The sequence below is a fragment of the Paraburkholderia phenoliruptrix genome, assembly GCF_019511605.1.
Classification (GTDB): Bacteria; Pseudomonadota; Gammaproteobacteria; order Burkholderiales; family Burkholderiaceae; genus Paraburkholderia; species Paraburkholderia phenoliruptrix_A.
The window spans coordinates 1-25164 of record NZ_JAEUAV010000010.1 but is presented as its reverse complement, the minus strand read 5'-3'; the positions used below and the strand labels follow the sequence as shown (position 1 = coordinate 25164).

At 59.1% G+C, this 25164-nt stretch carries 19 protein-coding genes; 7 read left to right on the top strand and 12 right to left on the bottom strand.

Annotated elements, in window-relative coordinates; translation table 11 throughout:
* Positions 1-35 precede the first annotated feature (35 nt).
* From tcuB to JNB89_RS14925, 6 genes are all read right to left on the bottom strand, one after another.
* Positions 36-1196: a tricarballylate utilization 4Fe-4S protein TcuB gene (gene tcuB / locus JNB89_RS14950; RefSeq protein ID WP_220362709.1), complete on the bottom strand. Its 1161-nt coding sequence runs from the start codon at positions 1194-1196 to the stop codon at positions 36-38.
* Positions 1183-2592 carry an FAD-dependent tricarballylate dehydrogenase TcuA gene (gene tcuA / locus JNB89_RS14945; RefSeq protein ID WP_220362708.1) on the bottom strand — a complete coding sequence of 470 codons (1410 nt, stop codon included), beginning with the start codon at positions 2590-2592 and terminating at the stop codon, positions 1183-1185. Before tcuA ends, tcuB begins: the two co-directional genes overlap by 14 nt.
* A 446-nt stretch (positions 2593-3038) precedes the next feature.
* On the bottom strand, positions 3039-3827 hold the full coding sequence (locus tag JNB89_RS14940; protein ID WP_346656204.1) for an enoyl-CoA hydratase/isomerase family protein: 789 nt from the start codon (positions 3825-3827) through the stop codon (positions 3039-3041).
* A 50-nt stretch (positions 3828-3877) separates the two neighbouring features.
* Positions 3878-4606 (bottom strand): enoyl-CoA hydratase/isomerase family protein, encoded by a 729-nt coding sequence (locus JNB89_RS14935; RefSeq protein WP_220362707.1) that lies wholly within the window; start codon positions 4604-4606, stop codon positions 3878-3880.
* 30 nt (positions 4607-4636) lie between these two features.
* Complete coding sequence (locus JNB89_RS14930; RefSeq protein ID WP_220362706.1) at positions 4637-5677, bottom strand: CDP-6-deoxy-delta-3,4-glucoseen reductase; 1041 nt, start codon at positions 5675-5677, stop codon at positions 4637-4639.
* Between the two features lie 36 nt (positions 5678-5713).
* Positions 5714-7834, bottom strand: coding sequence for an acetate--CoA ligase family protein (locus JNB89_RS14925; protein WP_220362705.1), 2121 nt, complete (start codon positions 7832-7834; stop codon positions 5714-5716).
* A gap of 487 nt (positions 7835-8321) precedes the next feature.
* Here JNB89_RS14925 and JNB89_RS14920 point away from each other — a divergent pair, with 487 nt between their 5' ends.
* Positions 8322-8939 carry a hypothetical protein gene (locus tag JNB89_RS14920; RefSeq protein WP_220362704.1) on the top strand — a complete coding sequence of 206 codons (618 nt, stop codon included), beginning with the start codon at positions 8322-8324 and terminating at the stop codon, positions 8937-8939.
* A gap of 270 nt (positions 8940-9209) precedes the next feature.
* On the opposite strand, the gene JNB89_RS14915 is transcribed toward JNB89_RS14920, so the two are convergent.
* On the bottom strand, positions 9210-11321 hold the full coding sequence (locus JNB89_RS14915; protein WP_220362703.1) for a 3-hydroxyacyl-CoA dehydrogenase NAD-binding domain-containing protein: 2112 nt from the start codon (positions 11319-11321) through the stop codon (positions 9210-9212).
* A 183-nt stretch (positions 11322-11504) separates the two neighbouring features.
* Entirely contained in the window at positions 11505-12314 is an 810-nt protein-coding gene (locus JNB89_RS14910) for an IclR family transcriptional regulator (RefSeq protein WP_346656203.1), read from the bottom strand.
* A gap of 398 nt (positions 12315-12712) precedes the next feature.
* Here JNB89_RS14910 and JNB89_RS14905 point away from each other — a divergent pair, with 398 nt between their 5' ends.
* Together JNB89_RS14905 and JNB89_RS14900 are read left to right on the top strand one after the other, a co-directional pair.
* Complete coding sequence (locus JNB89_RS14905) at positions 12713-13732, top strand: Bug family tripartite tricarboxylate transporter substrate binding protein (protein WP_220362702.1); 1020 nt, start codon at positions 12713-12715, stop codon at positions 13730-13732.
* 145 nt (positions 13733-13877) lie between these two features.
* Positions 13878-15185 (top strand): NAD(P)-dependent oxidoreductase, encoded by a 1308-nt coding sequence (locus JNB89_RS14900; RefSeq protein ID WP_220362701.1) that lies wholly within the window; start codon positions 13878-13880, stop codon positions 15183-15185.
* 253 nt (positions 15186-15438) lie between these two features.
* On the opposite strand, the gene JNB89_RS14895 is transcribed toward JNB89_RS14900, so the two are convergent.
* Positions 15439-16404 (bottom strand): PDR/VanB family oxidoreductase, encoded by a 966-nt coding sequence (locus tag JNB89_RS14895; RefSeq protein WP_220362700.1) that lies wholly within the window; start codon positions 16402-16404, stop codon positions 15439-15441.
* A gap of 241 nt (positions 16405-16645) precedes the next feature.
* Between JNB89_RS14895 and JNB89_RS14890 the strand changes: the two genes are divergently transcribed.
* The 4 genes from JNB89_RS14890 to nadC all read left to right on the top strand — a co-directional run bounded on the left by JNB89_RS14890 (position 16646) and on the right by nadC (position 21223).
* On the top strand, positions 16646-17980 hold the full coding sequence (locus JNB89_RS14890) for an MFS transporter (RefSeq protein WP_220362699.1): 1335 nt from the start codon (positions 16646-16648) through the stop codon (positions 17978-17980).
* A gap of 44 nt (positions 17981-18024) precedes the next feature.
* Positions 18025-19017 (top strand): ABC transporter substrate-binding protein, encoded by a 993-nt coding sequence (locus tag JNB89_RS14885; protein WP_220362698.1) that lies wholly within the window; start codon positions 18025-18027, stop codon positions 19015-19017.
* 644 nt (positions 19018-19661) lie between these two features.
* On the top strand, positions 19662-20246 hold the full coding sequence (locus JNB89_RS14880) for a MarR family winged helix-turn-helix transcriptional regulator (protein ID WP_220362697.1): 585 nt from the start codon (positions 19662-19664) through the stop codon (positions 20244-20246).
* Between the two features lie 143 nt (positions 20247-20389).
* Positions 20390-21223, top strand: a complete 834-nt coding sequence (gene nadC / locus JNB89_RS14875; RefSeq protein ID WP_220362696.1) for a carboxylating nicotinate-nucleotide diphosphorylase — start codon at positions 20390-20392, stop codon at positions 21221-21223.
* Positions 21224-21315: 92 nt separating this feature from the next.
* Here nadC and JNB89_RS14870 read toward each other — a convergent pair whose 3' ends face one another.
* The 3 genes from JNB89_RS14870 to istB form a co-directional block, all read right to left on the bottom strand.
* Positions 21316-22500, bottom strand: a complete 1185-nt coding sequence (locus tag JNB89_RS14870) for a Gfo/Idh/MocA family protein (protein ID WP_220362695.1) — start codon at positions 22498-22500, stop codon at positions 21316-21318.
* Positions 22501-23817: a Rieske 2Fe-2S domain-containing protein gene (locus JNB89_RS14865; RefSeq protein WP_220362694.1), complete on the bottom strand. Its 1317-nt coding sequence runs from the start codon at positions 23815-23817 to the stop codon at positions 22501-22503.
* Positions 23818-24148: 331 nt separating this feature from the next.
* Positions 24149-24907 (bottom strand): IS21-like element helper ATPase IstB, encoded by a 759-nt coding sequence (istB, locus tag JNB89_RS14860; protein ID WP_220362693.1) that lies wholly within the window; start codon positions 24905-24907, stop codon positions 24149-24151.
* Positions 24908-25164: the final 257 nt, after the last annotated feature.

The window sequence follows — 25164 nt, the reverse complement described above, 5'->3', positions numbered from 1 at the left end:
ATCGCGCCTTCGCGTTAGCTCGCTCTGATATGCAATCACTCCTCGACCATCAACGCAGACGGCTTGCGTTTTTCCACCGCCCACTTCAGCAACGCGGCGGACCGATAGATGCCATGCGCAAACTTCCCGTAGGGCAGTGTCAGGAAAAGAGCCAGCACGATGCCTAGATGTATGGCGAGCATGATTGGCATGGCAACCGTGTCACGTATCCCCAAGAGTGCCAGCCCCGAGCAACCAGTCAACCACAGTAACGCGATAAACCCGCGGTCCATCCCCTTTTGCGATGCGTCACCATGAAGTGGATGTCGCTTGAGATTGAGGACTAGCAAACCACTGCAGCCGACGACGAGGCTCATACCCCCGAGAGATCCGAGAAACACGGGAAGACTTGTCCAACTGTAAGGCGCTTCCAGAGCAAAGAGATAGTGATACAGCGTGGCGACGCAGGTCGACGCAAAACAAAGCATGAAGCCGTAGAACGTCAGATGATGAAACCGTCGCCTCGAAAGCGAATAACTGTCGCTGTCGTTGTTACAGCCTTCGCCGTGTCCACCGCCAAGATATCTGAGCGTCAGCGCAGAGGCCGTAGCGTCGGCGGCAGCACCGATCGACACTGCACCGGGGCTCTCATTTTTCCAAAATTTGCGCACACCGACGGACAACGCAACGCCGGCCAGAATGAAGACCGTTCCGAAGATGAGGACGAGTACATTGTGCGAAAACACGCCGTAGAAATTTGCACTACCGGGTTGCGGTTTGCCGGCCACTGCAGCAAGCGCGAGGAACAATGCGAGACCAGCCGCCAGCGCCAGAGCGACCGTCGTACCATTGTTCCGATACAGCGCGCCGAAAGAAGCGGGCCACGCATACTCCGTATAGGTGTTCACGCGCACCTTCGCCGTCGCCTGCGGCACGTTGACGGCAAACTCGTGCGGCGGCGCGTACTGGCACGCATGCAGGCATGCACCACAGTTGTGGCACAGATTCGAGAGGAAATGCACGTCTGCTCTGCCGAATTCGAGCCGACGCGTCATTGCCGGAAAGACCGCGCAGAACCCTTCGCAATACCGGCAAGCATTACAGATCTGCATGATGCGACTGACTTCCTGCTCCGCGTCGGTCAAATCCGTGTGGGCGACTACTTCATTTTCGGCGAGGGCCGCGGCCTCGCGGGTCAATGCTTCAAGCGACTGCATGATGGGTAGCTTCCCTGTATTGCTGCGCCGCTGCCGCGGCCCGAGTGCCGGCGATTCTGCCAAAAGCCGTACCGATGGACATACCGACGCCCGCGGTATATCCCTTGCCTAGAATGTTTCCCGCCATCATCTCTCCCGCAACGAACAGGTTCCGCGACGGCTCGCCGCCGAAGTGAACGGCGGCGTCGGCATTAACCTTTAGCCCGAGATACGTGAACGTGATGCCCGGACGCAATGCGTATGCGTAGAAAGGCGCCCTGTCCAAAGGTTGCGCCCAGTGCGTCTTTGGCGGGTTCAGTCCAATGGTATGGCAGTTGTCGAGCACGGCATGATTGAATGTACCGGGCTGACAAGACTGGTTGTAGGCGCGGATGGTCTCGAGGAACGGGGTTTCGCTGAAGCCGAGGGCTGACGCCAGCTCCCGAAGCGAGTTTGCTTTGGTACCCGGAAACACGGGAGGCATGAACCGACCGATCGCTTTGGAGTCGATGATCGAATACGCGATCTGCCCTGGTTGCTGCGCAACGAGGCGGCCCCAGATTGCATAGCGCTTGGGCCAGAAGTCTTCGCCCTCGTCGTAGAACCGCCTGCCTTCTCGGTTGAGCACCACACCCAGCGAAACACAGTCGACACGCGTGCAAATTCCACCGTCGTAGAGCGGAGCGCGCGCATCGATTGCCACACAATGCGACTGGGACGGATCACCGACAGCATCCGCGCCGGCGTCGATCATGTACTTCAGCAACGTGCCTTGATTGAAACGTGTACCGCGGATCAGAAAGTTGTCTGCGACCCAGACTCCATCCACCTGGCCCCACGCCTCGCGCAGCCATTCGCGATTCGATTCAAAACCGCCAGCGGCAAGCACACAGCTCTTCGCCTCGATGCGCTCATTGCCGACCTTTGCCGCGACAAAGCGGGTTCCATCCAGCTCGATCGAATCGACCGGGGCGTTATAACGTATACCCACACCGAGCGCCTCAGCGCTGCGATAGTAAGCGTTGACGAGCGCCTTCCCGCCGCCCATGAAAAAGGCGTTGGTACGGGCGACATGTAGGGCGCCCGACAGCGGCGGCTGGAAATGCACACCGTGCTTTCTCATCCAGTCGCGACAGTGAGACGACGCGCGAATGGCGATACGGGCGAGTTCCTCGTTGGTGTTGCCACCGGTTACCTTCAGCAGGTCCTGCCAGAACTCTTCCTCGGGATAGGCGTCGACGAGCACGTCCTGCGGCCCGTCGTGCATACAGCGGAGGTTGCGCGTGTGCTGCGAATTACCGCCGCGCCATTCGCGCGGAGCAGCCTCCAGCAGCAGTACGCTGGCACCCGCCTCACGCGCCATGATCGCGGCGCAGAGTGCGGCGTTGCCTCCTCCGATCACAAGAACGTCTAACATATCGCGTGTCCTATTTTGACAAGCCATGCTACGAAGGCGTCGACGTCATCGTCACCAGCCTTCAGTCAACACGTCTTCACTTTTTTGAAGACCCATATCGGCCCTCGTACATCGATTCCCGCGCCCGCTCAGTCGCTATCGCCTGACGCCTGCAACCCGAACGCCAATGAAGGTTGGTGCCGGGATGGAGGCGAAACGCTCCAGGAGCCGTCGAGATGTCGGAACAGGAAGAGCGCAATTTCCCGGTCCGCGTCTTTCTCGCGAATACAAACGCACCTCACGCCCCGCCTCGCACTCCGCGCTCTCGTCACGATTATTCGATCGCCGCAGGCCGGACCGAACCACTTGTCGATGTTCCATCTCAACGAGCGCACGATGTGTTGCATGATCTGTTCTGCTTAGGTCGAAGTTTGCTTCCGGCCAGACGATGTGCCGCCGAACGGCCGCTATCGTCCCTTGAATGCGCCTCTGCGCTTCTCCTTGTACGCCGTGATAGCTTCCCGGTAGTCGGTGGTCGACTGAACGACCGCCATCAGGGCGGACGTAGTCTCAAGGCTCGTACGAAGGTCGGTACGCATTGACTGGTACATCAGGCGCTTGATGTCGCGTGTCTGGACAGGTGGCCCCTCTGCCAGACGGGTCGCGAATGCCAACGTTTCGTCCTGAAGGTTTTCATCGGGCGTGATGCGGTTGACGATGCCCAGCCGGTGCGCCTCGTCTGCATCGATGAAGTCGCCGGTCCACATGAGTTCCAGCGCTTTGGCGGGACCGACCAGTCTGGGGAGGAAATAGCAGCCGCCGTTGCCCGGGATCAGGCCGACGCGAATGTATGCCTCTGCGAACCGGGCCGATCGGGCGGCAAAACGGATATCGCACATGAGCGACAGATCCATGCCCGCGCCCACAGCCGCACCGTTTACCGCTGCGATCAGCGGCTTCTCGAATTCCTCTACCGCCAACGCGACCTTGTGCGTCACGCGTTGCAGCCTGTGTTTTCGCTCAAGCGGAGTGGGATCGCTTCCTTCAGCGGCTCGACGTCCAAGGTCCCCGCCTGAGCAGAACGCATCCCCCGCGCCTGTCAGCACGAAGCACCCCACGTCATCGTCGTCGTTTGCACGCTTCAGCTCGTTGCGCAGTAAATTGAGCATGTCTTCGCTCAACGCATTCTTTTTTTCCGGCCGATTCAGCGTAGCAACCACTACTCGACCCATCCTGCTGATTTCAAGATCCGCCACGTCCCTCTCCGAATAGATTCGCGATCATCTTCTGCCACTCGCCAGCCGCGTCACTTTCCAGCCGCCTGCAGCTTGCCCCGATGCCGTGCGTGCTCCTCGCGGGCCTCCTTGAGCGCGGAGCACAGTCCCCGATTGATCCAGTGCTTGTTGTCCGCAAAGGCCGCGCGGTTTTTGGATCCCAGAGTCTCCGCAATCGTCGTGGCCGCTTGTTCCAGCGCGGGCCTGGCGACCACCGCGCTGATGAGCCCACGATCGAGCGCGTCCGCAACGGGAAGCCTTCGTCCGCTCTGTACCAGGTCTGCGGCGAGCGCGCGACCGCCGAGTACCATGAGGATGTTTGCACCGGAAAACGTGGCAATTCCGATGTCGATTTCCGGAAGAGAAAGCGCGGCTCCTTCAACGGCGACACATCCATCCGCCATCAGCGCGAGCATGGCGCCAGCACCGACAGCAAGCCCGTTCAGCGCAACGACGACGGGAACCGGCGTGGTCATCACCGAATCCTGCAGTGCAGCCAGCGCATGAGAACGCCTCTCCCGCTGGCGTGCAGCGTCGCCATCTGGCGACCTCTCACGCACATCCACGCCCGCACAGAATAGCTTCTCGCCCTTCGCTGTCAGAACGATCGCCTGCGTTCGCCCGTCAGCCGCGGCGTCGACGATTGCGGAAGTCATCGCTTCCATCATGGCGACTGTCATGGCATTGGCTTTCTCGGCGCGATCGATCTCGATCCACAATTGCGAATCTCGCTTTCCAATTTGCAACCCGTCAAACGACATGCCAACTCCCGATGCATTTTTTTTGCGTGATCACGCAGACGACGCTGCGCCAGACACGAAAACGTCAGAGAAAAATTCGTGCGTGGGCAAACCACATCGCTCGGTGAAATCGCGCCTGGCCGACAGCACGACTACCGGCGCCCCGCATGCGTAGACCTGATACGACGAGAGGTCTGCGAAGTCCCTCATTACCGCTTCGTGAACGAATCCCGTACGACCTTCCCATTCGTCTTCCGACCGAGCATCGGATACGACCGGAATGTAGTCGACGCCATGCCGGGCCCAGGATCGCGCGAGCGAATCGAAGTACAGGTCGTGCGGTCGCCGGCCACCCCAGAACAAAGTCATCTGGCGTCCGCTCCGCTTTCTCAGTTCGTGCTCGATGATCGACTTGACGGGCGCGAACCCGGTGCCGCTTGCCAGAAGAATCATTGGCTTGTCGGAAGTGTCGCGAATGAAGAACGTACCAAACGGTCCCTCCAGTCGAACGAGGTCGTTCTCCTTCATCTTGCCGAACACGAAGGTACTGAGAGGTCCGCCATAGTTGCGAAGATGCAGTTCAATGAAGCCTTCGTCATCTGGCGAGTTCGCTATCGACAAACTGCGCCTGACTCCACCGGGAATCAGTAGGTCGATGTACTGGCCAGGAAGGAACTTGAATTGCAGATTCGCGGGCAGTTTGAGACGGATACGCATGACGTCGTCGGCGAGGCGGTCCAGCGCTGCAACGCGGCACGGCGTCTTCCTGACCGGATAGCCATCGACTGACGGAACGGTCGGGCATTCGACCGTCACATTGGATGCCGGCGTTGCCTGACAGAGCAATACATAGCCCTGCTCAGCCTCAGCCTCCGAGAGGCCGGCGAGCCGTGCATTGCCATGCTCGCACGCCCCCGTCGTTACCTTCGCCTTGCAGGAGCCGCAAATGCCGCTTTGGCAGCTATAGGGAAGCGGGAAATTTGCTGCCAGCGCGGCCGCGAGGATCTTCTCTCCACGGCGCACTTCGAGCGTCCGGCCGAGCGGCTGGAACGTGACTGTGTGACGCTCAGCGCGCACGGCTTCATCGCTCATGAAAGAATCTGCCGGTAGGTTCACGGTGGCCCCCCTTCAATGGCCCGGGAAGCGCACCGGCACGATCAGCGCGTCGGCCGCCAGTACGCCTTGCGGCAGTATGAACAGTGGATTGACGTCGATCTCGGAAACAGCATCGCGGTGCTCCCATGCAAACCGGGAAAGCGCTGCCAGCGCTTTGGCTGCAGCATCGACATCGAGTGCCGGTTTGCCTCTCGCTCCGTCCAGAATCGGCCGGCATCTCAGCTCGTCGAGCATCTGTCGCGCGACGTCTTCATCGAATGGCGCGAGGCGGCAGGACGAGTCCCGCATCAACTCCGCGTAAATCCCGCCTGCTCCGACCACCACGACAGGCCCGAATACTTCGTCGTTCACTACACCCGCGATGAGTTCGAAACCGTTCTCGACCATCTGCGACACCATGACGCCTTCGATTTGCGCATCGGGCGCATGAGACTGCGCGTTCGCACGGACCTCGGCGATTGCCGACGCGAGTTCTTTTTGGTCACGAACTCCAACCTTGACGCCACCGATTTCGGTCTTGTGTGCGATATCGGGCGATACGATTTTCACGACGACGGGCCATGGCAATCGATCCGGCAAGCTGTCGCCTGTAGCGCTCAACAGCACATCGTGCGTAACAGGGATGCCCGCTCGCGAAAGAATATCCTTGGATTGCGCTTCGGACAATTTGCCGGCCCAGCGCGACAGGGTGTCTTTCGACGATGGTGCGGCGCTTGATGCCCCATCGTCGGAAATGGTGGACCGGCGTCGGGCGGCACCGTAGCGGACAAGCACCGCGAGCGCTTTGGCCGCACGCGACGGCGACGGGAAGAGCGGCACCGCTGCTGCGCTCAGCAGTCTGCTGGCATCGACAATCTGATCGCGAGGTGCTGACGAGAATACACAGACAGGCTTGGTCGAGTCTTTTGCAACATTGGCGATCACTTCGGCAGCAGCGGTGCTCCCGACGCTCCCGGTCGTCGCCAGATTTACGCAAAGGGCGTCCACGCCTGGATCGGCAAGTGACACCTCAATCGCCGTGCGAAGCTTGTCACGATTGCTTGCGGAAAAATAGCCGGCTGTCAGGTCGATCGGATTGTGCACCGCTCCGATATTCGGCACGACCTCCGCGAGCCGCCTTTCCGTTTGTTCTGCAAGATTCGCGAGGTGAAGCCCCGCGGGTTCACCTGCATCAGCAAAAACGATGGCCGATCCGCCCGATACGCCCATGACGGCCATTCCGCTGTTGGCCGGATATTTCTTTGCCGCGAAAGCCTTCACGAAATCGACGGCCTCGTGAATCTCCGTGACTTCGACGATGCCGGTCTGCTTGAAGAGTGCACGATAGAAGTCATAGTTGCCGGTCATACTGGCGGTATGCGAAGCGGCTGCGCGCGCGCCCTCTTCCGTGACCCCACCTTTCCAGAGAAGAATCGGCTTGCCGGCCGCGAGCGCGCGTTTGCCGACATCGAGCAACGAACGGCCATCCTTCGTACCTTCGATGTACGCGAGGATGATTTCGGTTCCGTTATCGCCCAGCAACGCGTCGATCAATTGCACCGTGTCGACGTCCGTCTCGTTGCCGGTGGCGATGACATGCCGAAATCCGATGTCCGCGTCAGCGCATGCGAGCGCGAGACTGTAGCCGAACCCTCCGCTCTGGGTGACGAGGGACACCCCTCCCTTCTTCAGCTTCGGTTCACGCGTGATGCTTCCGAACGCAGCGAACACCCGTGAGTGGATGTTTGCAAAGCCGAGACAGTTCGGACCGATGATGCGAATTGCAGCCGCTCTGGCGACTTCCAGCATTTCGCGCTCTCGCTGGACACCCTCGGGGCCACTCTCGCGGAAGCCCCCGCTCAGAACCACAACGTAAGGAACTGACTTCTCCGCACACGCTTTGAGGACCGGAATGACGCCTTTAGCCGGCACACCGATCACGACCAAGTCTATCTGCGCATCAATGTCGGTGACAGCACCGTAGCACTTGAGGCCGTCGAACTCCGCATATTTTGGGTTCACCGGATAAATCTGTCCCTGGTATCCGTTGCTGACAAGTGCGCGGACAGCCTGCGAACCCGGACGGCCCGCGTCGTCCGAAACCCCAACCACCGCGATGGATCGCGGCTCGAGCAAATATTTGAAATCGTTCATTTTCCGATTCGTCTCCAGCCTGTTACGCGCGAAATAGTCCGCTTTTGCACAGAGCGATTGATCCACGGTCGCCCGACGCCAATGCATGACTCAATGAACCCCACTGTAGACTTCGCATCCGGAGACGTCAACCAAAACGGAATTCATTTCGATGAATGAAACGCAGCGATAGGCAACACCAACCTATGGGTTAGATCTCGCCCATCTCTACGGTTCCGATGGCCGGAATCGATATTATTCACTAGAACTCGTGCTAGGATTTACGCATGGTTCGCCAGACACCGGCGAACGCAAAGGGCATCGCAGACGCGGTCTGCGTACGATGGCAGTTTCAAGGAGACTTTCAATGATCTACACACGAAGCGGCGCTGACGCTCTTTCCAGGCGAGACATCGTGGTTTCTCCGGGCACCGGAAACCAGCATTGGGGGACAGTATTTTTTGGTCCGCGCAGTTCGAACGCGACGGGCCAGGGACCGCAGGCCACCATGTCGGAACTGCAGCCGCACGAGTCGATCGTTCCGCACTTTCATGGTGTGACGATGTTCCAGATGTTTATCGCCGGTTCCGGCACGCTCGGGAACAAGCAACAACCCCTCGAGCCGCTCACGGTGCAGTTCAAGGACCATCACACTGCCTATGGTCCGATCGTCGCGGGTCCCCAGGGCCTGTCGTTCGTCGCAATGCGGATGTACACCGGCAATTCGGAACCCGTGTATCTGAACAAAGAGGGATACCGCGACCGACTCAAGCCGAGCAAACGTCGTCACCTGACTTCAGAGCGCGTGCGCTTCTCGATCGAACCAGTGCTGAAGGAACGGGCCGAGCCCGTTTGGGAAACGCTCCTGAAGGACGACTCGGACGGCATGCACGCCCAGATTGTTCGGCTCGGAGCCGGTCAGACCGTCGAAGGCCCCGATCCTAAAGCCGCTGCCGGCTATTACGTGTTTGTCGGCAATGGTACGCTGCTGCATAACGACGAGGAACTGCCACTCTGGTCCATGGTTGTCGTCGAGCCGAACGAAGAAAAATTCACCATCCGCGCCGGCGACAAGGGGCTGGAAGCATTGGTCCTCCAGTATCCGCGCGAAGAACGCGACGACTGACGCAATAATCAGCCATGCACCCGGACCCCGGAGACACGGATGCCGTCTTCGGGATTAATTTTTGCCGGGAGGGTGCCACGTCGACGATTACAGCGCGATTGGGTGTGCTGGCCTCTCGGCGGCCCAATCCACGCCTGACTACCACACTCTCCCGATGCGCGTGAACGGGACACAGGAGTTCCGCGCCCCGCTTGATGATGCACTAAACAAAGAGACGGAGGCGACCTTCAATCCTGCGCAGGCGAATCGAAGGTCACTGGCGGTTAAGCATCAGACGCCCGGCGCCCGGAGCTCACGTAGCGGCAACCCCTCAGCCGCAGCTTTTAGCAACAGGCGGCCCGGCTTCCACCGCTTGCCGAACTGCTCGTGCCACGCCTCGATCTGTCCGGCGATCTTGCTTGCCCCGATGGTATCCGCCCAATACATCAGGCCGCCCCGGTGACGCGGGAATCCGAACCCATACAGCCACATCACGTCGACGTCACTGGCTCGGTACGCCTTCCCATCCTCCAGAATCTTGCAGACCTCATTGACCGAAGCGAAAAGCAGGCGCTGAAGAATCTCGTCGTCCGAGAACTCGCGTTGCTCGGCGCCCAGCGCCCGCGCGACCTCCGCAATGATCGCATCGACAGCGGGGTCGACGAGCGGCTTGCGGTCTCCGGGGTTGTATCGATACCAGCCGGCGCCATTTTTCTGCCCGTTGCGACCGAGCTCAACCATTCGGTCAGGCACATGCAGCTTGCGATACGATGGATCTGCGGCAGCACGTCGCTTCCGGGTGTCGTAACTGACGTCGAGGCCCGAAAGGTCGCTGACCTCAAACGGCCCCATCGGATAGCCGAAAGCTTTCATGACTCGATCGATCTGATCCGGTCGGGCGCCTTCTTCCAGTAGCAGCATGGCTTCCGTGACGAGTGGCGCACGACTTCGATTCGCGGCGAAGCCATCGCAGGATCCTGCTACCACGCTGATCTTTTTCAGATCGCGCCCGAGCTTTGCAGTACGAAGGATCGTGTCGACGGAGCTATGGGTTCCCCGCACAACCTCGCACAGTTTCATCACATTCGCGGGCGCGAAAAAGTGAGCCCCGGCCACGTCGGCTGGCCGGCGCGTCGCGTTGGCCATCGTGTCGATATCAATCGCCGATGAGTTGGTCAACAACAGCGCACCTTCTTTCATGACGCTATCGATCCTTTCGAAGACTTCCTTCTTGAGGTCGATGCGCTCGAAGACCGCCTCGATCACGACATCTGCGTCACCGATCTGCTCATAGTCAACCACCGGCTGAATGTACGCCAGGCTTTCGTCCATCTCGCGTTGGCTCAGACGGCCACGCCTCACCTTGACTGCGTAAGTATCGCGGATCTTCTGCATCCCGCGATCGAGGGCATCTTGACTTGCCTCGAGAACCTTGACAGGAATTCGGGCGTCGGCGAAACAGATGGCGATCCCCCCACCCATTGTTCCGGCACCAATCACCGCCGCGCTCCGAACCGCTTCGCCCTTGTAGTGCTCCGGCTTGCCCGGGATCTTGGCAGCCTCTCGTTCCGCGAAGAACGCATACCGCAGCGCCTTTGCTTCCTCCGAACTTTCGAGTTCCGCAAATAGCGACTGCTCGAGTGCAAGCCCGTCTTCGAACGTGCCGCTCACCGCCATTTCGATACACGCCAATGCCGCGTGCGGCGCCCGTACGAATCGCGCGTTCGCGGCGGCTTCGTCGCGAGCAGTTGTCCATTCTTCCGGGTGGGCCTTCGCGCTTTCGATCCGTGCGTCCATGTCGCGGACGCGGCGGATGCCCTGTCCTTCCGGAAGACGTTTCACGAAATCGATAGCTTCGGCAAGTGCAAGGTCATCCGGGACAATGCGATCGATGAGACCGAGTTCAAACGCATTTCCGGCAGAAATATGCCGGCCGCTGATGATGAGTTCAATCGCTGCTTTCGGGCCCACGAGCCGGGTAAGGCGCTGTGTCCCTCCTCCAGCGGGGATAACTCCGATTTTCACCTCCGGGAGCCCAAGTTTTGCATTCGATGTGGCAAATCTGTAGTGGCACGCAAGTGCATGCTCAAGGCCCGCCCCCAATGCATACCCGCGGATCACCGCGACGACCGGCTTGCGGCTCGCATCAAGCGCCGCTGTGCTCAATGACGACGAAACCTTCCGTTCCTTACCGAACTGCCGGATATCGGCCCCTGCGATGAAGTTGCGGCCTGCTCCGGTTATCAGGATTCCCTTGATCGTGACATCTTCGTTGGCCCGATCGATCGAATCAATCAGACCCTCACGCATTCCAGGTGCCAGGGCATTTACCGGAGGATTGCTTAGTGTTACGACTGCTACGCCTTCGATTACGCTGTATCCAACTGAAGCTTCTTCAGACATCGCCAATCTCCCGTCATCAGATTTTCCACGTAGCGAGCGATGCCTGGCCCAGACTTTTCCCGAAGCGTATTTCGACCGCTCCGCCACCAGAATTCGTGCACGCTTGGCCCGCTGCAGACACGGTCGATGTTAGCATGCGTTCCGTCTAACAGCATCGATTCCACTGTACGGAACCCGTCAAGATTAACCGGCGAGGCGATGGGTCGTCGTGCCCGCACTTTTATGGAAGTGCATATTGTCATGCAGGTCGATCGCTGCCGCCCCAAACTGGCGCGAAATATCAGCTGCAGCGGTGAGAAGACTACGCACGACGCTGGCCTCGTTGACTCGCATGCGAATCGTCGGCGCGCCCACGGAAATGCAATACCTGACCTGATCGCCCGCATCGTAAATCGGAGCCGAAATCGCGGAGATGCCGAGAAGGCGTTCGCCGTGGGATACTGCAAACCCTTGGCTGCGAATCCGTTTCAACTCGTCCTCCAGTTCACCCCTCGATCGCTTTGTCGCTCGCGCAACGTCGACGATCAGTGCCGAGAGCTTGTCTCGCGGCATGTGTGCCATCAACACCTTTGATGCGGCTCCAGCAATCATCGGCACCTGCTCGCCAGGCTGGGCGACCATCCTGAGCGGTGCAGCAACCGTCGCTACGGCATCAATGCAGATTCGATAGCTGCCTGAGAGCGCGTGCAGCGAGGCCGTTTCACGTGTCTTATCCGCTAGTTGCAGCAGGATCGGCCGGGATATTTCTCGAATGCCCAATGTGCTGCGGACGTTGCCGGCCAGACGCGTGAACTGAAACGACAGGCAGTACTGCTGATCCTCGAGCCGCACGAGATATCCCGCTTTCTCGAGGCTTTGGACGATACGGAAAACAGTCGACTTGGGAAGTGCTATGTTATCGGCGATCTCCTGCAGCCTGAGGCTTGTTCGATCAACGGTGAAGCTCTCGAACACCGCCAGTACGCGTTGAACCGAGCGCATGGTATCTTTCACGTAGTCACCTCCCGCATCTGTTGCCCGCCGTGCATGGCGAGCTTTTCGTTGCATCCGGCCGAGCCTGAAAAGTTTGCCCGCATGCTTCCGGGCTTCATGGCCGTTAGACTAAGTCAACGCCGTGACGCCGGCCCACCTTCCTTCCCTAATCAGCTTCAACGCGACCTCCGCCGAATTTCCAATTCTTCCGCCTTGGGCGCACGCGCGTGAAAACGTCCTGCCGTTGCGTCAACACCCCAACGCTTCGATCTGCCAACCGGAACACCAGTCTTTGCATGGAGCCGCCGCAGCTGTAGCGCATTGACTCACTGTTCCGCTTACCGGAACCCGTACCATTATAATCGATGTACAGTGCGAATCATACGCAATGCTGCAAAGATTCAAGACAGGAGGACGACATGCGGAGGAAACCGATTGCACCGGTTATGAAGCCGCTACTTGCAACGATCGTGTGCCTCTTCACAATCGTGATATGCCCATCTTGGGCGCACGCCGACAATAGCTACCCTTCCCGGCCTATCAGACTACTTGTCGGCTTTAATGCCGCCGGCGCTACGGACACGATCGCCCGCTACTACGCGTCGAAGCTCGGCGACGTCCTGCGAACGAGCGTATATGTCGATAACCGCCCCGGCGCGTATCAGATGATTGCGATTCGAACGCTCAAGGCTTCCGCCGCGGACGGATATACGTTGTTTCTCATCACCGGCAGCGCGGCGTCGCAGTACCCGGCCCTGCAGAAAGACCTCCCGTATGACCCGCACAAGGACTTCTCGTTTGTGGGGCTGGTTGGGGAAGCACCGGGCGTGATCGTCGCGAGCCGCTCTCTTCCTTTTTCCGATCTGGACGGTCTTGTGAAGTATTGCAAGGCGCATCCCGGTTTGCTGAATTTTGGGTCTTCAGGCATAGGGTCAGCTAGCCATATACAGATGGAATACCTGTCGGCGCTGGTCGGGATTCGCGTCACGCATATCCCGTTCAAGGCCGATGCCGAGATCATCACTGCTCTACTGTCCGGTTCCGTACAGCTTGGCATGACCCCGATCCAGGGCGCGTTGCCGGCCATTCAGGGCGGGATGGTCCGGGCCTTGGCCGTCACAGGGAAAAAGCGTATCGGCTCGTTGCCGAACGTTCCGACGCTTGCAGAGGCCCGCATTCCGGGTTTGGAGAATCTCGACCCTTACACCTACTACGTGCTCGCGGGACCCCAAGGTCTTCCGCCCGAGATCATTCAGAAGCTCAACGACGCCATCAATGCGGTTTCTCGCATGCCCGAGACCGTCGCCTACATGCACAAGTTGGGATTTGAGCCCGGTCTCAGCACGCCCCGATCGGTTCAGAACTACATCTCTCAGGACACGAGGAAATGGACAGATTTCCGCATGGCAACCCACTTTGAGCTACACATCGGACATTGATTACAACGTTCCACTGAACGGAACGAATATCTATAAAACACACGCATGATAGGGTGACGACACTGACTCGCGAAGGTCGATCGAATACGTTTGGTGAAGAGCATTCCGACAACGCAGATATCATCAAATCACCATGGAGGCGACGATGAACATAGGATACATAGGGCTCGGGGCACTTGGCGGACAGCTTGCACGCCGATTTCTACGGGACCACCGATTGACGGTATGGGACATCAATACGGCGTCGGCCAGGAATCTGGCCGACGAAGGAGCGAGCGTGGCGCTTACCGCAAAGGAACTCGCGCAATGTTCAGACGTTGTTTTCCTATGTTTGCCGCGCAGCGCGGATGTGAGGAACGTCGTGTTCGCTCCAGACGGACTAGCGGCAGGATTGGCGCCTGGCAAGATTGTGGTCGATCAAACGAGCGGCGTGCCGGATGAGACGCGGGAAATTGCGACTGCGCTGTCGCAGATTGGTGTGCTGATGATGGATGCAGCCGTATCGGCAAGTCCTCAAATCGTTCCCAGCGGCAATGCGAATCTCATGGTATCGGGGCCCGACGATGTTCTCGCCCGGGGCAATCCGGCCCTCCGGGCCATCACCGAAAAGATCTTCCGCTGTGGCTCACGAGTTGGGGACGGCCAAGCCATGAAGACCGTCAACAACGCAATGAACGCCGGTTGCCGGCTTGGGACGCTCGAGATTTTGGCCTTCGGTAGAAAGGCGGGCTTAACGCTTGAGCAGATGGCGGATCGTTTCGCAAACAGCGAAGCACGCTCTCAAATTACCGAGCGTATGCTGCCCGCGCTGATGCAAGGGAAGGCATCGACTGATTTCGCGCTGTCTCTGATGCTGAAAGATGTTTATCAGGCACTGTCGCTCGGCATGAAACATAGAAGTCCTATGCCGATAACGAGCATTGTGCAGGGTCTGCTACAGATAGGGGGCAACCTGCGCGGTCCGGGCGCGCGTCTTGAGGACATGGTCAACATCATTGCCTCGATGGCCGCAACGAGCATCACGTCCAGCCCGAATCCATCCGCGTCGGTTCCGGATGAAAGAGGCCCAGACGAACTCTTGGCTACGCTCTCCAGCATTGTTTCGTCGCAATGCCGTGCAGTCTCTTACGAGTGCATCGCGGCCGGTCTGGATTATGGCCTCCGACTAGAAGATATGGCCGAGGTCCTGCATGACAGCTCGGCCTGGAGCACCGCATCACGCAACATCTTTCGGGAACTGATCGAAGGACAGCACCCCGACGCAGTGTCTATTGGCGAAGCCACAAGACATCTACAGGAAGGGTGCTCGTACGCCAGCCGAATTGGGGCTCCGTTGATGATCGCCAACGAAACTCGATCGATTCTCGAACGGATGCAAAGGCAGTTTGGCTTGACAAGGCGCGTCGACGAACTGTCGATCCTGTACCCTGCCGTGGCTCGGCGTGCTGCTTGATCGGGCTATTGGATGCACGGATGTCGCCGCATCCTGCCTGCGCAACGAAGGCGATCGCCATCCATGCGTATGCGAATCATCGGTCAGCGTGTGGTTGCAGTTCCGCGTCCGCCGCCGCGTCGAGCTCGAAAAACTGCCAGGAACGAGGCGCGTTGACTGAGGTCGCAGGTCCGCACGTTTGCAGCGGAAACGGCGAGCCGCTGCTTTAACCTAACGATGTCTGAGTGTTTTGACATACAGCGCAAATCCAGTGTCAGAGGTCCAGCACGAGTTCCTCTGAAATTGCCCGTGACACGCAGACCATGATCTGTCTCGCTTTCTCTTCCTCCTGCAATACAAGGTCGCGATGATCTGCCGTACCGCCGCAGAGCCCAGTCCGGCAAGAACCGCAGGTTCCACTTTCACACGAGCTGGCAATGCGGAAGCCGGCATCTCGAAGAACCTCCAGGATGGTCTTGTCAGCGGGAATCTCGTATGTCCCACGTGACTGTGCCAGTTTGACTATAAATGGTTTGTTCTCTCTGAGAACCGACCCATCGACACCAAAGCTCTCGAAATGAATGCTTCCTGGCGACCAGTGTCCCGTCATATCCCTGACCGCATCCATCAACGCGCGCGGCCCGCAACAATACACGTGTGCCCTACCTGGTCGTTCGAACACAGACCAGAAGTCGAACGACTTCAAAGGGTCGCCATAGTCATGATGTACCGTGACGTACGGCCGCCACGCATCGCTCAATAGATCGTCAAGAAACGCCGTCCCCTCCGGATCCCTGGCGACGTAAATCAACCGGAACTTGCGCAGCCCTTCCGAACGCAACTGATGCATCATCGAGAGCATCGGCGTGATGCCGATTCCCCCGGCGATTAAAATAAACTCCTGCGCCCGCGCATCGAGCGGAAAGTCGTTCCGGGGCGCCGATGCAAAAATCAGGTCACCCTCCTTCGTATCGTCGATCATACTGATCGAACCACCGCGCCCGTTCGCATCCCGCTTTACCGCAATGACGTAACGGTCGCGCTCTTCGGGACTGTTGCAAAGCGAGTAGCGGCGCCGGGCGCCGCTTGGTACCTGTACGGTAACGTTGGCACCCGCCGCAAACGGCGGCAGGTCATCCCCGGCGGGACTGCGCAGCTCAAAACGCCAGATGTCGCGCGCCACTTTCCTCTTGCCCGCGATTCTCAAACTTGACAGGACGTCGCCCTGGACAGTGCTCATACAGGTCTCCACTGAACCGTACACCCTATTGCTCATAGTTAATTAGATATCTAAGTATACGATGCTTTGGCACCAGGGGCAGACCGTGTTCGTCGGTAGAAACCCTTGGTTGCCAAAAATTCCAAGCTTCCCTAGTCTTCATAATTAGAGCTCTAATTATTTCGAAAACTGCGCGCGAGTGCCCCCCCCCCCGCAACAGGGGTATATCAACGCAACGACGCAAGCAAACCCGGAGACGTAGATGGCAGATTCAGCACTGAGATATGGACAGTCGTCCGGGCGCGCCACGGCGGGTGCACAGGAAGTCGAAGGAACTTACAGGAAGGTCACCCTCCGGTTGATGACTTTTCTCTTCTTGTGTTGGGTGCTCAACTATCTTGATCGGGTCAACGTCAGCTTCGCCCAACTTCAGTTGAAGCAGGATCTGGGTCTAAGCGATGCAGCGTATGGGCTTGGTGTAAGCCTTTTCTTCATCGGTTACATCCTGCTCGAAGTACCGAGCACCTTGCTACTCAAACGGATAGGCGCCCGCCGAACTGTCACGCGCATCATGCTGCTGTGGGGCAGCATCTCTACCGCGATGGCATTTATGACGGCCCCATGGCAGTTTTACCTTGCCCGCACACTGCTGGGTGCCGCGGAAGCAGGTTTCTGGCCTGGCATCATCCTCTATCTGACCTACTGGTATCCCGCAAAGCGTCGCGCACGAATCACATCGCGCTTCCTGCTTGCCATTGCGGCCGCAGGCGTTATCGGTGGCCCTCTTTCCGGTTTCATCCTTCAGGACTTCGCGGATGTCTGGGGCTATCGCAACTGGCAATGGCTGTTCTTTCTCGAAGGCCTTCCCGCAGTCATCGCTGGCGTCGTTGCATTCTTTTATCTGACCGACCGGCCCGAGGAAGCGCACTGGCTGACCCACGATCAGAAGCAGATCATTCTCGACGACATCGAGGCGGACCGACGCGCAAAGCCCGACGATGCACCGAACAGGCTGCTCGCTGCCCTTCGTGACCCAAAGGTCTATGTTATGGCGGCCGGTTGGGCTACCGTGCCGCTTTGCGGCACGATCCTAAACTACTGGACGCCAACGATCATCAAGCAAGCTGGCATCAGCAACATACTGCACATCGGCCTATTGTCGGCATTGCCTTATATCGTGGGCGCGGTCGGCATGCTGATCATCGCGCGAAGCTCAGACCTGATGCTCGAGCGCCGGTGGCACTTTATCGCATCGACGACAGCGGGTGCCATGGGAGCCGCGACGCTCACCATGCTGACTCACAACTGGACTGCGGCGATTTTGTGTCTCAGTCTGGTGTCGATCAGCTACTTTGCTGCCGCAGCAATCATCTGGTCTATCCCGCCGACCTATCTAACCGGCGATGCCGCGGCAGGCGGGATCGGCGTCATCAGTAGCCTCGGGCAGGTCGGTGCGTTCTTCGGTCCGATCGTCTTGGGTTGGATTAAAAGTGCCACGGGAAGCTTCGCGGCCGGCCTCGTCCTTGTCGCCATTCTCGTTTTCCTCGGGGGCGTCACCGTCTTGCTCGGCGTGCCCGCCAAGAACCGCGTCGCATGACCGCCCTTTCAAACAGCATATCTGCAATCAGTATGGGAGTACCAATGAGTAAGCTTCAGCTTTCCATCGCCGTCGGGAACTATGACCGCATCCGGCCGCTCATCGATGGTGACGTCCAGATCGACGGCGTCGATCCTGTATTCATGTTGCAGGAGCCGGAGGAAATTTTCTTCCGTGCGTTTCGGCATGCGGACTATGACGTCTGCGAACTCTCACTGAGCAGCTACTCTGTCAAGACTGCAGCGGGGATCTCACCGTATATCGCCGTGCCAGTCTTCCCCTCGCGGGCATTTCGCCATACGTCCGTCTACGTTCGCGCCGACCGCGGGATCAACCGTCCCGAAGATCTGAAGGGCAAGCGGATCGGCGTTCCGGAATATCAGCTGACGGCAAACGTCTGGGTCCGCCTCTTCCTCAACGAAGAGTATGGCGTCAAACCCTCTGACGTCACCTGGGTTCGGGGAGGTTACGAAGACCCCACGCGCGTAGAAAAGATCGCCCTCAAGCTCCCGCCGGATGTGCACCTTGAGAATGCACCGGAAGGAAGGACAATCTCAGGCATGCTCGAAGCCGGCGAAATCGACGCACTCATCGGACCTCGGGCACCGTCGTGCTTCGAGCGAGGGCATCCGCAAATCAAGTACCTATTTGAAGATCCTCACGCGAGCGCGGCAGAATGGTACCGCCGGACATCGATTTTTCCAATCATGCACACCTTGGGCATCCGGAAGGAACTCGCCGAACGCCATCCTTGGCTGCCCGGAGCCATGGTCAAGGCATTCGAAAAATCGAAGGCTGTCGCACTTTCCCGCCTGAACGACACTTCTGCGACAAAGGTTACCCTTCCCTTCGTGGAAGATCATCTGCGTGCCGCGCGCGGGCTAATGGGCTCGGATTTCTGGTCCTACGGATTTGCGGCAAACGAAGGCACCATCAATCGATTTCTCAAGCAACACTTCGACGAGGGTCTCTCGGTGCGCCTGCTGGAAGCGAAAGAGTTGTTTCATCCAGCCAGTCTTGAGAGTTTCAAGCTCTGACCGGTCGTCATCCCGTATCTCGAAAGAAGGCAGCAATGTCTACGAATCTAATGGCCGAAACGCCACTTAGGAACGTTCCCGTCTTCCGCTCTGCCGCGGCTTGTCTTACGCGGGAGACTGGCATGATCCGCTGAGCGCGATATACGAGGAAACGTTCAATCCTGCCAACTGCGAATCTGCTGTGAGAGCATGCGGAAGAGTTCGCCACGATCGATACAATCAACGCTGGAGTCCAGTTGCTGAGATGGTCCGCGATGCAACGGCGGCCGCCGCCTCGCTTGATTTTTTTGCTGGTCTGATTTCCAGTTGAAACGAGAGACTATTCCGGTGGATGGCAATAGTCTTCGCTTGCTCCCTTCGTGAACCGCTTGGCCGTTGTCGCACGCATCGTCGGCTATGACCAACCCTTGATGTTTGCCGAGGCAAGATCGCCACACCGCTTGCCGCAGGCAATACCGTCATTGTCAAACCGCCGGAGCAAGCACCCAAGCACCTCTTTGCTGTCGGCGGCTCGCCAAGTATCCAACGTATCGCTTCGGGCGACCAGTTCGCCCAGCCCGCCTGCCGGAGACGTTTGGACTTCGTGGGCGGCACGAGAACGCGTTAATATTGTGAGCGATGCAATTCTCGACACGGCAAAGCCCATGGCTTCTCAACGCAATTTGAAGGAACATTCCACGTCCGACGCGATGCTCCGCCACTGGCGGGAAGCGGTTCCGAATGACCGTCTTGCACACCTGGTCAAGGATGCAGCGCGAGCGATGGTCCGTGGCTTGCAGATGCGCCTAGCGCAGTATGAGGTGTCGTTTGGACACTGGGCTTTTCTCCGCATCCTCTGGGAGCAGGACGGCCTCACGCAAAAAGAGCTGAGCGTCGAGGCCGGCGTGATGACGCCAACTACGTTCACGGCTGTGTCTGCAATGGAGAAGCTGGGCTATGTCGAACGCAGGCAGGCGCCCGACAACCGGAAGAACACATATGTCTACCTCACTCCCAAAGGCAAAAGCCTCAAAAAAAAGCTCGTGCCGCTTGCGGAGGAGGTGAACGAGATAAGCGTCAGAGGATTGAAAGAAAGCGACATCAAGATCGCCCGGAAGGTGCTGCTTACCATCATAGAGAACATGGCGAGAGATGAGGCAGAATCCGACGATCCTGCTCGTCGGATTCCGTCCACACGTGAGGTCGGCAATCTCATCGCTTCGCGCGGTGAAGAATACGAAAACGGCTAATCTCGGCGGTACCACTCATTCGTCTACAGCTGGCAAATTCGCTAAATAGCTAATAAAATTATGCGCGCGGACATTTGCCAGCCCCTCAGCGGTTGCGTTCCGGCATGCAGGACTTTCCCTACCAACCGACGCGCTATTCTCAAATGGATGAACTGACCCGCCACGCGCTGACCCGTAACGTACGGGACGCTCTCGAGGAGGACACAGGCAGTGCCGACTGGACGTCACGGCTTGTGGACGATTCGGCGGTGGCAACCGCAATGTTAATCGTGCGCGAGGCAGCTGTGCTTTGCGGTCGGCCGTGGTTTGACGAAACGCTCTCGCAGGTAGATTCCCGCCTGCGTGTCAGCTGGAAAGTTGAGGAAGGTGCATCCATGGCGCCTGGCCAGACCGTATGTGAAATTCAGGGACCAGCCAGAAGCCTCCTGACAGCCGAGCGCACCGCGCTCAATTTCCTGCAGATGCTTTCGGGGGTAGCGACGGCCACCCGCAGGTCCGTGCAGATCGTCGCAGGCACCCGGACGCGCGTGCTCGACACGCGCAAGACACTCCCCGGCCTGAGGTTTGCACAGAAATACGCCGTACGGATCGGTGGTGGATTCAACCATCGGCTTGGGCTGTTTGACGGGATCCTGATCAAGGAAAACCACATTCAGGCAAAAGGTGGCATCGTCGCTGCGCTCAATGCGGCTCGCGAGCTCGATGCTGGTGTGCCAATCCAGATCGAAGTGGAAACGCTGGACGAACTGGTTACCGCTCTATCTGCCGGTGCCCGATCGATCCTGCTCGACAATTTCAGCGAGCTGGACATGCGTGAAGCTGTACGGCTCAATGCGGGGCGGGCGGAACTTGAAGTTTCGGGTGGCGTGTCAGATGCAACCTTGCGCTCAATCGCGGAAATCGGTGTCGATCGGATATCCATTGGCAGTCTCACGAAGAACGTCCGCGCTATCGACTTCTCCCTGAGATTCGTGTGAAGTGCTGGCGCCTCAGTGAGTGGAAGCAGTCTGGAATGCAAGAAGGCCGCAGATGCGGCCTTCTGTTTTTTGGCGGCGAGTGGCGGGCGGTGCTACAGTTCGACGTCCCTCCCTTCTTCGTTCGACTTCAGTATCGCGAGGCAAATCTCCAGCGTCTCTCTGGCCCATTCGCCGTCGTGAATCGGTGGCGCTTTTCCCAGAACCGCATCGTACAGCTCGTCGATCACTTCTCTTCGCGGCACCGATGGCAAGTCGAGAGGTCGTTTTACCGAACACATGTCGCCATAAACGAGAACGCTGTCTGCCATTGGCCGGAGGTCCCCTCGTTCGCACGACACGATCACGGGACCGAAATGCTGATGGTAGAGGGAGACACGCTCTGAGGACGGTGGCGTGTAGGAAACACCACCGTATGTGCCCTCAGCCTTGAGCCGCGCTTCTTGCTCAGGAGAGGGTAGCGTCGCTAGTCGCCGTCTCGCGTTTCCATACGCGTGCGGACTCTTCGCCGCGCCCATCTCGCCGATCCAGCCCATCCATTCGTCGGAGTCGAAATGTCCGTATCCGCTATAGGAGACGGAGGCGAACGCACCGCACTCGAACCAGATGATGGCGCTATACGCCCCCTCCGTCGGCCTTTCCGCGTCCCATCGCCCGACGGTCGCTCTAAGACGCCTCGCCCGAGAACCCACCAACAACCGCACGATGTCCACCTGATGCGCGGCCTGACTGAATACCGCGCCGCCCCCTTCCGCTGTCGACAGTTCTTCCGGACGGCGAGGACGATAGAGGTAGTCGGTAAAGTTCGCGGCATGAATCATCCTAACAGACCCAAACTCCCCGCTCTCGATAAGTCTTCGCGTCTCAAGATACGGAGTGTCAAAGCTGTGGCAATGACCGACGATAAGCGTGACGCCTGCCTGTCGGCAGGCGTCGATCATCCGGTCGCATTCCGCGAGACTCAGAGCCATCGGCTTTTCGACGAGAACGTGCTTCCCTCCGGCTGCCGCAATCTCAGTATGCGCCGCGTGATACTGGTGCGGACTCGCGATGTAAATGGCCTCGACCTTCGGGTCGGCGGCGAGCTCCCGGACGTCGGCGTACGTCGGCGCCGCGAAGTCCTTCGAGAACTGCTGCCGGGCTTCCGCACGTGGGTCGCAAGCGGCAACCAGCTCTACCCGTCGATCAACCAGAAACGTTGGCAGCATTAACGAAAATGCTCGCCCCAGTCCGGCTACACCGATGCGTAACCGACGCGGTTGCGCTGCGTCCGCGGACATTTAACGCGTCACCTGGTAGTTCGTTTCGAGCGCCGGCTGGTCCGTATCCCCCCAGACATAGCTCGCCTCGTACGTTCGCCAGTCGACTTCCTTCGGGATCACCGCCTGGAACGAACAAACCATCCGCGGCGTGGCCAGCTCAGCCGTCCCGATTGCCGCCGCGCCACTTTCGAACTCGCGCAGTGCCTCGAGCATCCGCTTGCGGAACTCGACGATTGCGAGATCGCTCGCACCGAGGCGCTCGTGTGAGCGATTGGCGATCGGCCCCATGGTCAGCCACATCGCGATGTCCTGATTGGGGAAGCCCTTGATGCCGGTGTAGTTTCCAGCTTTCATTGCCTCGCGGTCCTGCCAGAACCTGTTCTCGTGATTGCGTAGCGGGCGGTAACGCTCGTCGAGATCTACGCCCACTTGCTGGCAGAGGAATTTGCGCCAGGTTTCCGTCTCAGGCGTCGTCTTCGGATCGCCCCAGGCGATGAAATAGAACGCCGTGTTCTCGTCATCCATCGGAACGTTAACGTTCGCCACGTTGTAGAGATTGTTGGGCGGGATCAGAACGGTTGCGGGCGCGACGAATACCGTCGAACGAACGTACTCGTGCGTGTTTGCGTTGAAGATCGGACGGCGGATCGCAGCGTACCGAAAACCGTAGCTCGTACGCTCGACCTGCAGGCGCGGTGCCTTGTCGGTAGATGGCCTTAACCAGTTCTTGGCCGTCGCTTCCGCGCCGCCGACACGAGCCGGGACGAAGTCAGACGAGTGAAGACTGGAGCTATGCGCTGAGTCGATGGCGCCCTCGAGAACCTGCGCCCAGTTGCACGGCAGCAGCGCTTTCGCAATCGTAACCCGCGTTTCCGCGGTCGGCGCCCACGGCGGCGGAACAAACTCGGGAATCACATCCTGAGGCCCCATATAGGCCCAAATCATGCCGCCCCACTCCTTCGTCTGATACGCCTTGTGCTTGACCTTTTGTGCCATCGTACTGGCTGCCGGTTCCGACACCATCTCAATGACATTGCCCGCCACGTCCATCTTCCAGCCGTGATACAGACACCGAAGTCCGCAATCTTCATTGCGGCCGTATACCAGCGACACACGCCGATGCGGACAATATTCGTCCATGACACCTACCCGCCCCTCGGTGTCACGGAAGACGACAAGGTCTTCTCCGTACACACGTGCCCTGACGGGAGCGCCGTCCGGCTCGCTCACCTCTTCAACGAGGCAAACCGGCGTCCAATGTCGCCGCATAAGCCGCCCCATCGGGGCATTGCCTTCAACCCGGCACAACAACTCGTTCTGTTCAACAGTCAGCATGTTCCATCTCCTCGGCGGCACCCGCCGCCCCGCTGGTTAGATGGCTTCTATTATATTAGATATCTAATTTTGATGGAAACATTTATGTCCGTTCGTGCGCGACAGTTCAGCCGCCCTTCGGACGCCGCTCCTTCAAAGAGAGGTTAGCGCCACCTTTGCTAGCCGTCTAATTATTACTGCACCCGACCCCGTGGACTGCCGCAACCTGCGTATTCCAGGCAAACCGAACGCTCATTCCACGCTTAAGCGAACGCCCATTCCACGGGTATCCGAACGCGCATTCCACGGGTATCCGAACGGTGTGGACGTGGCGATGCGGGGCTGAGCGTTTTTACTCCGACACCTCCTTGCTGGTCAAACCATTTCGGCGTTTGCGCATCGACTCGCCAGCGAGCGTGAGGCGATGGGCGTTGTGAACGAGCCGGTCGAGGATTGCATCGGCGAGCGTCGGGTCGCCGATGGCGGTGTGCCAGTTCTCGATCGGGATCTGGCTGGTGACGATCGTCGAATGCGAGCCGTGTCGGTCATCGAGTATCTCGAGTAGATCACGCCGCGCCTGATCGGACATCGGCGCCATCGCAAGATCGTCGAGCACCAGGATGTCGGTTCGAGCCCACTGCGCGAGCAGCCGGGCGTAACGGCCGGAGCCGTGCGCGATCGCCATCTCCTCGCTGAACTTGGGCATGCGCAGATAGCCGGCCGAGTATCCCTGCCGGCAGGCTTGGTTCACCAAGGCGCAAGCCAACCAGCTCTTGCCGAGCCCGGTCGGCGCGACCAGGATCACGTTCTGCCGATCGCGAACCCACTCGCCGGTTAGCAGCCGGGCAAGTAGCGTCCGATCCAGGCCGCGCGCCGAACGGTAGTCGATGTCTTCCGGCACGGCGTCGGGGAAGCGCAGCTTAGCGCGGCGCAGCCGCGCCGTGAGCAGGCGCGAATCGCGCTCGCTGGCCTCGCGCTCGACGAGCAGCCCGAGACGCTCTTCGAAGCCCAGTTGATCGATACTGGCCTGCGATTGCTGCTCGGCCAGAGCCGTGGCCATGCCGAACAGGCGCAGCGCGTGGAGCTTCTCGACGGTTGGATGATGCAACATGGTGACGATCTCCAGTCAGTGGTAGTAGGACGGCCCGCGCACATTCGCGTGCATGAGCGGCAACTCGGCCTGGGCGGCGGCCGTCTCGGCCTTGCTTTCCAGCCCGTTCTTCAGCGTCGAGGCGATGAAGTGTTAGCGCCGATGTGAAACTGACCCACCCGCCGAAGTAAACCTGACCCACCTGGGAGACGATGGCGGCTTTTTGCCGCCGATGCTGACTCAGGAGCAAGCAGTGGAAATCAAGGTATTGGCAAGAC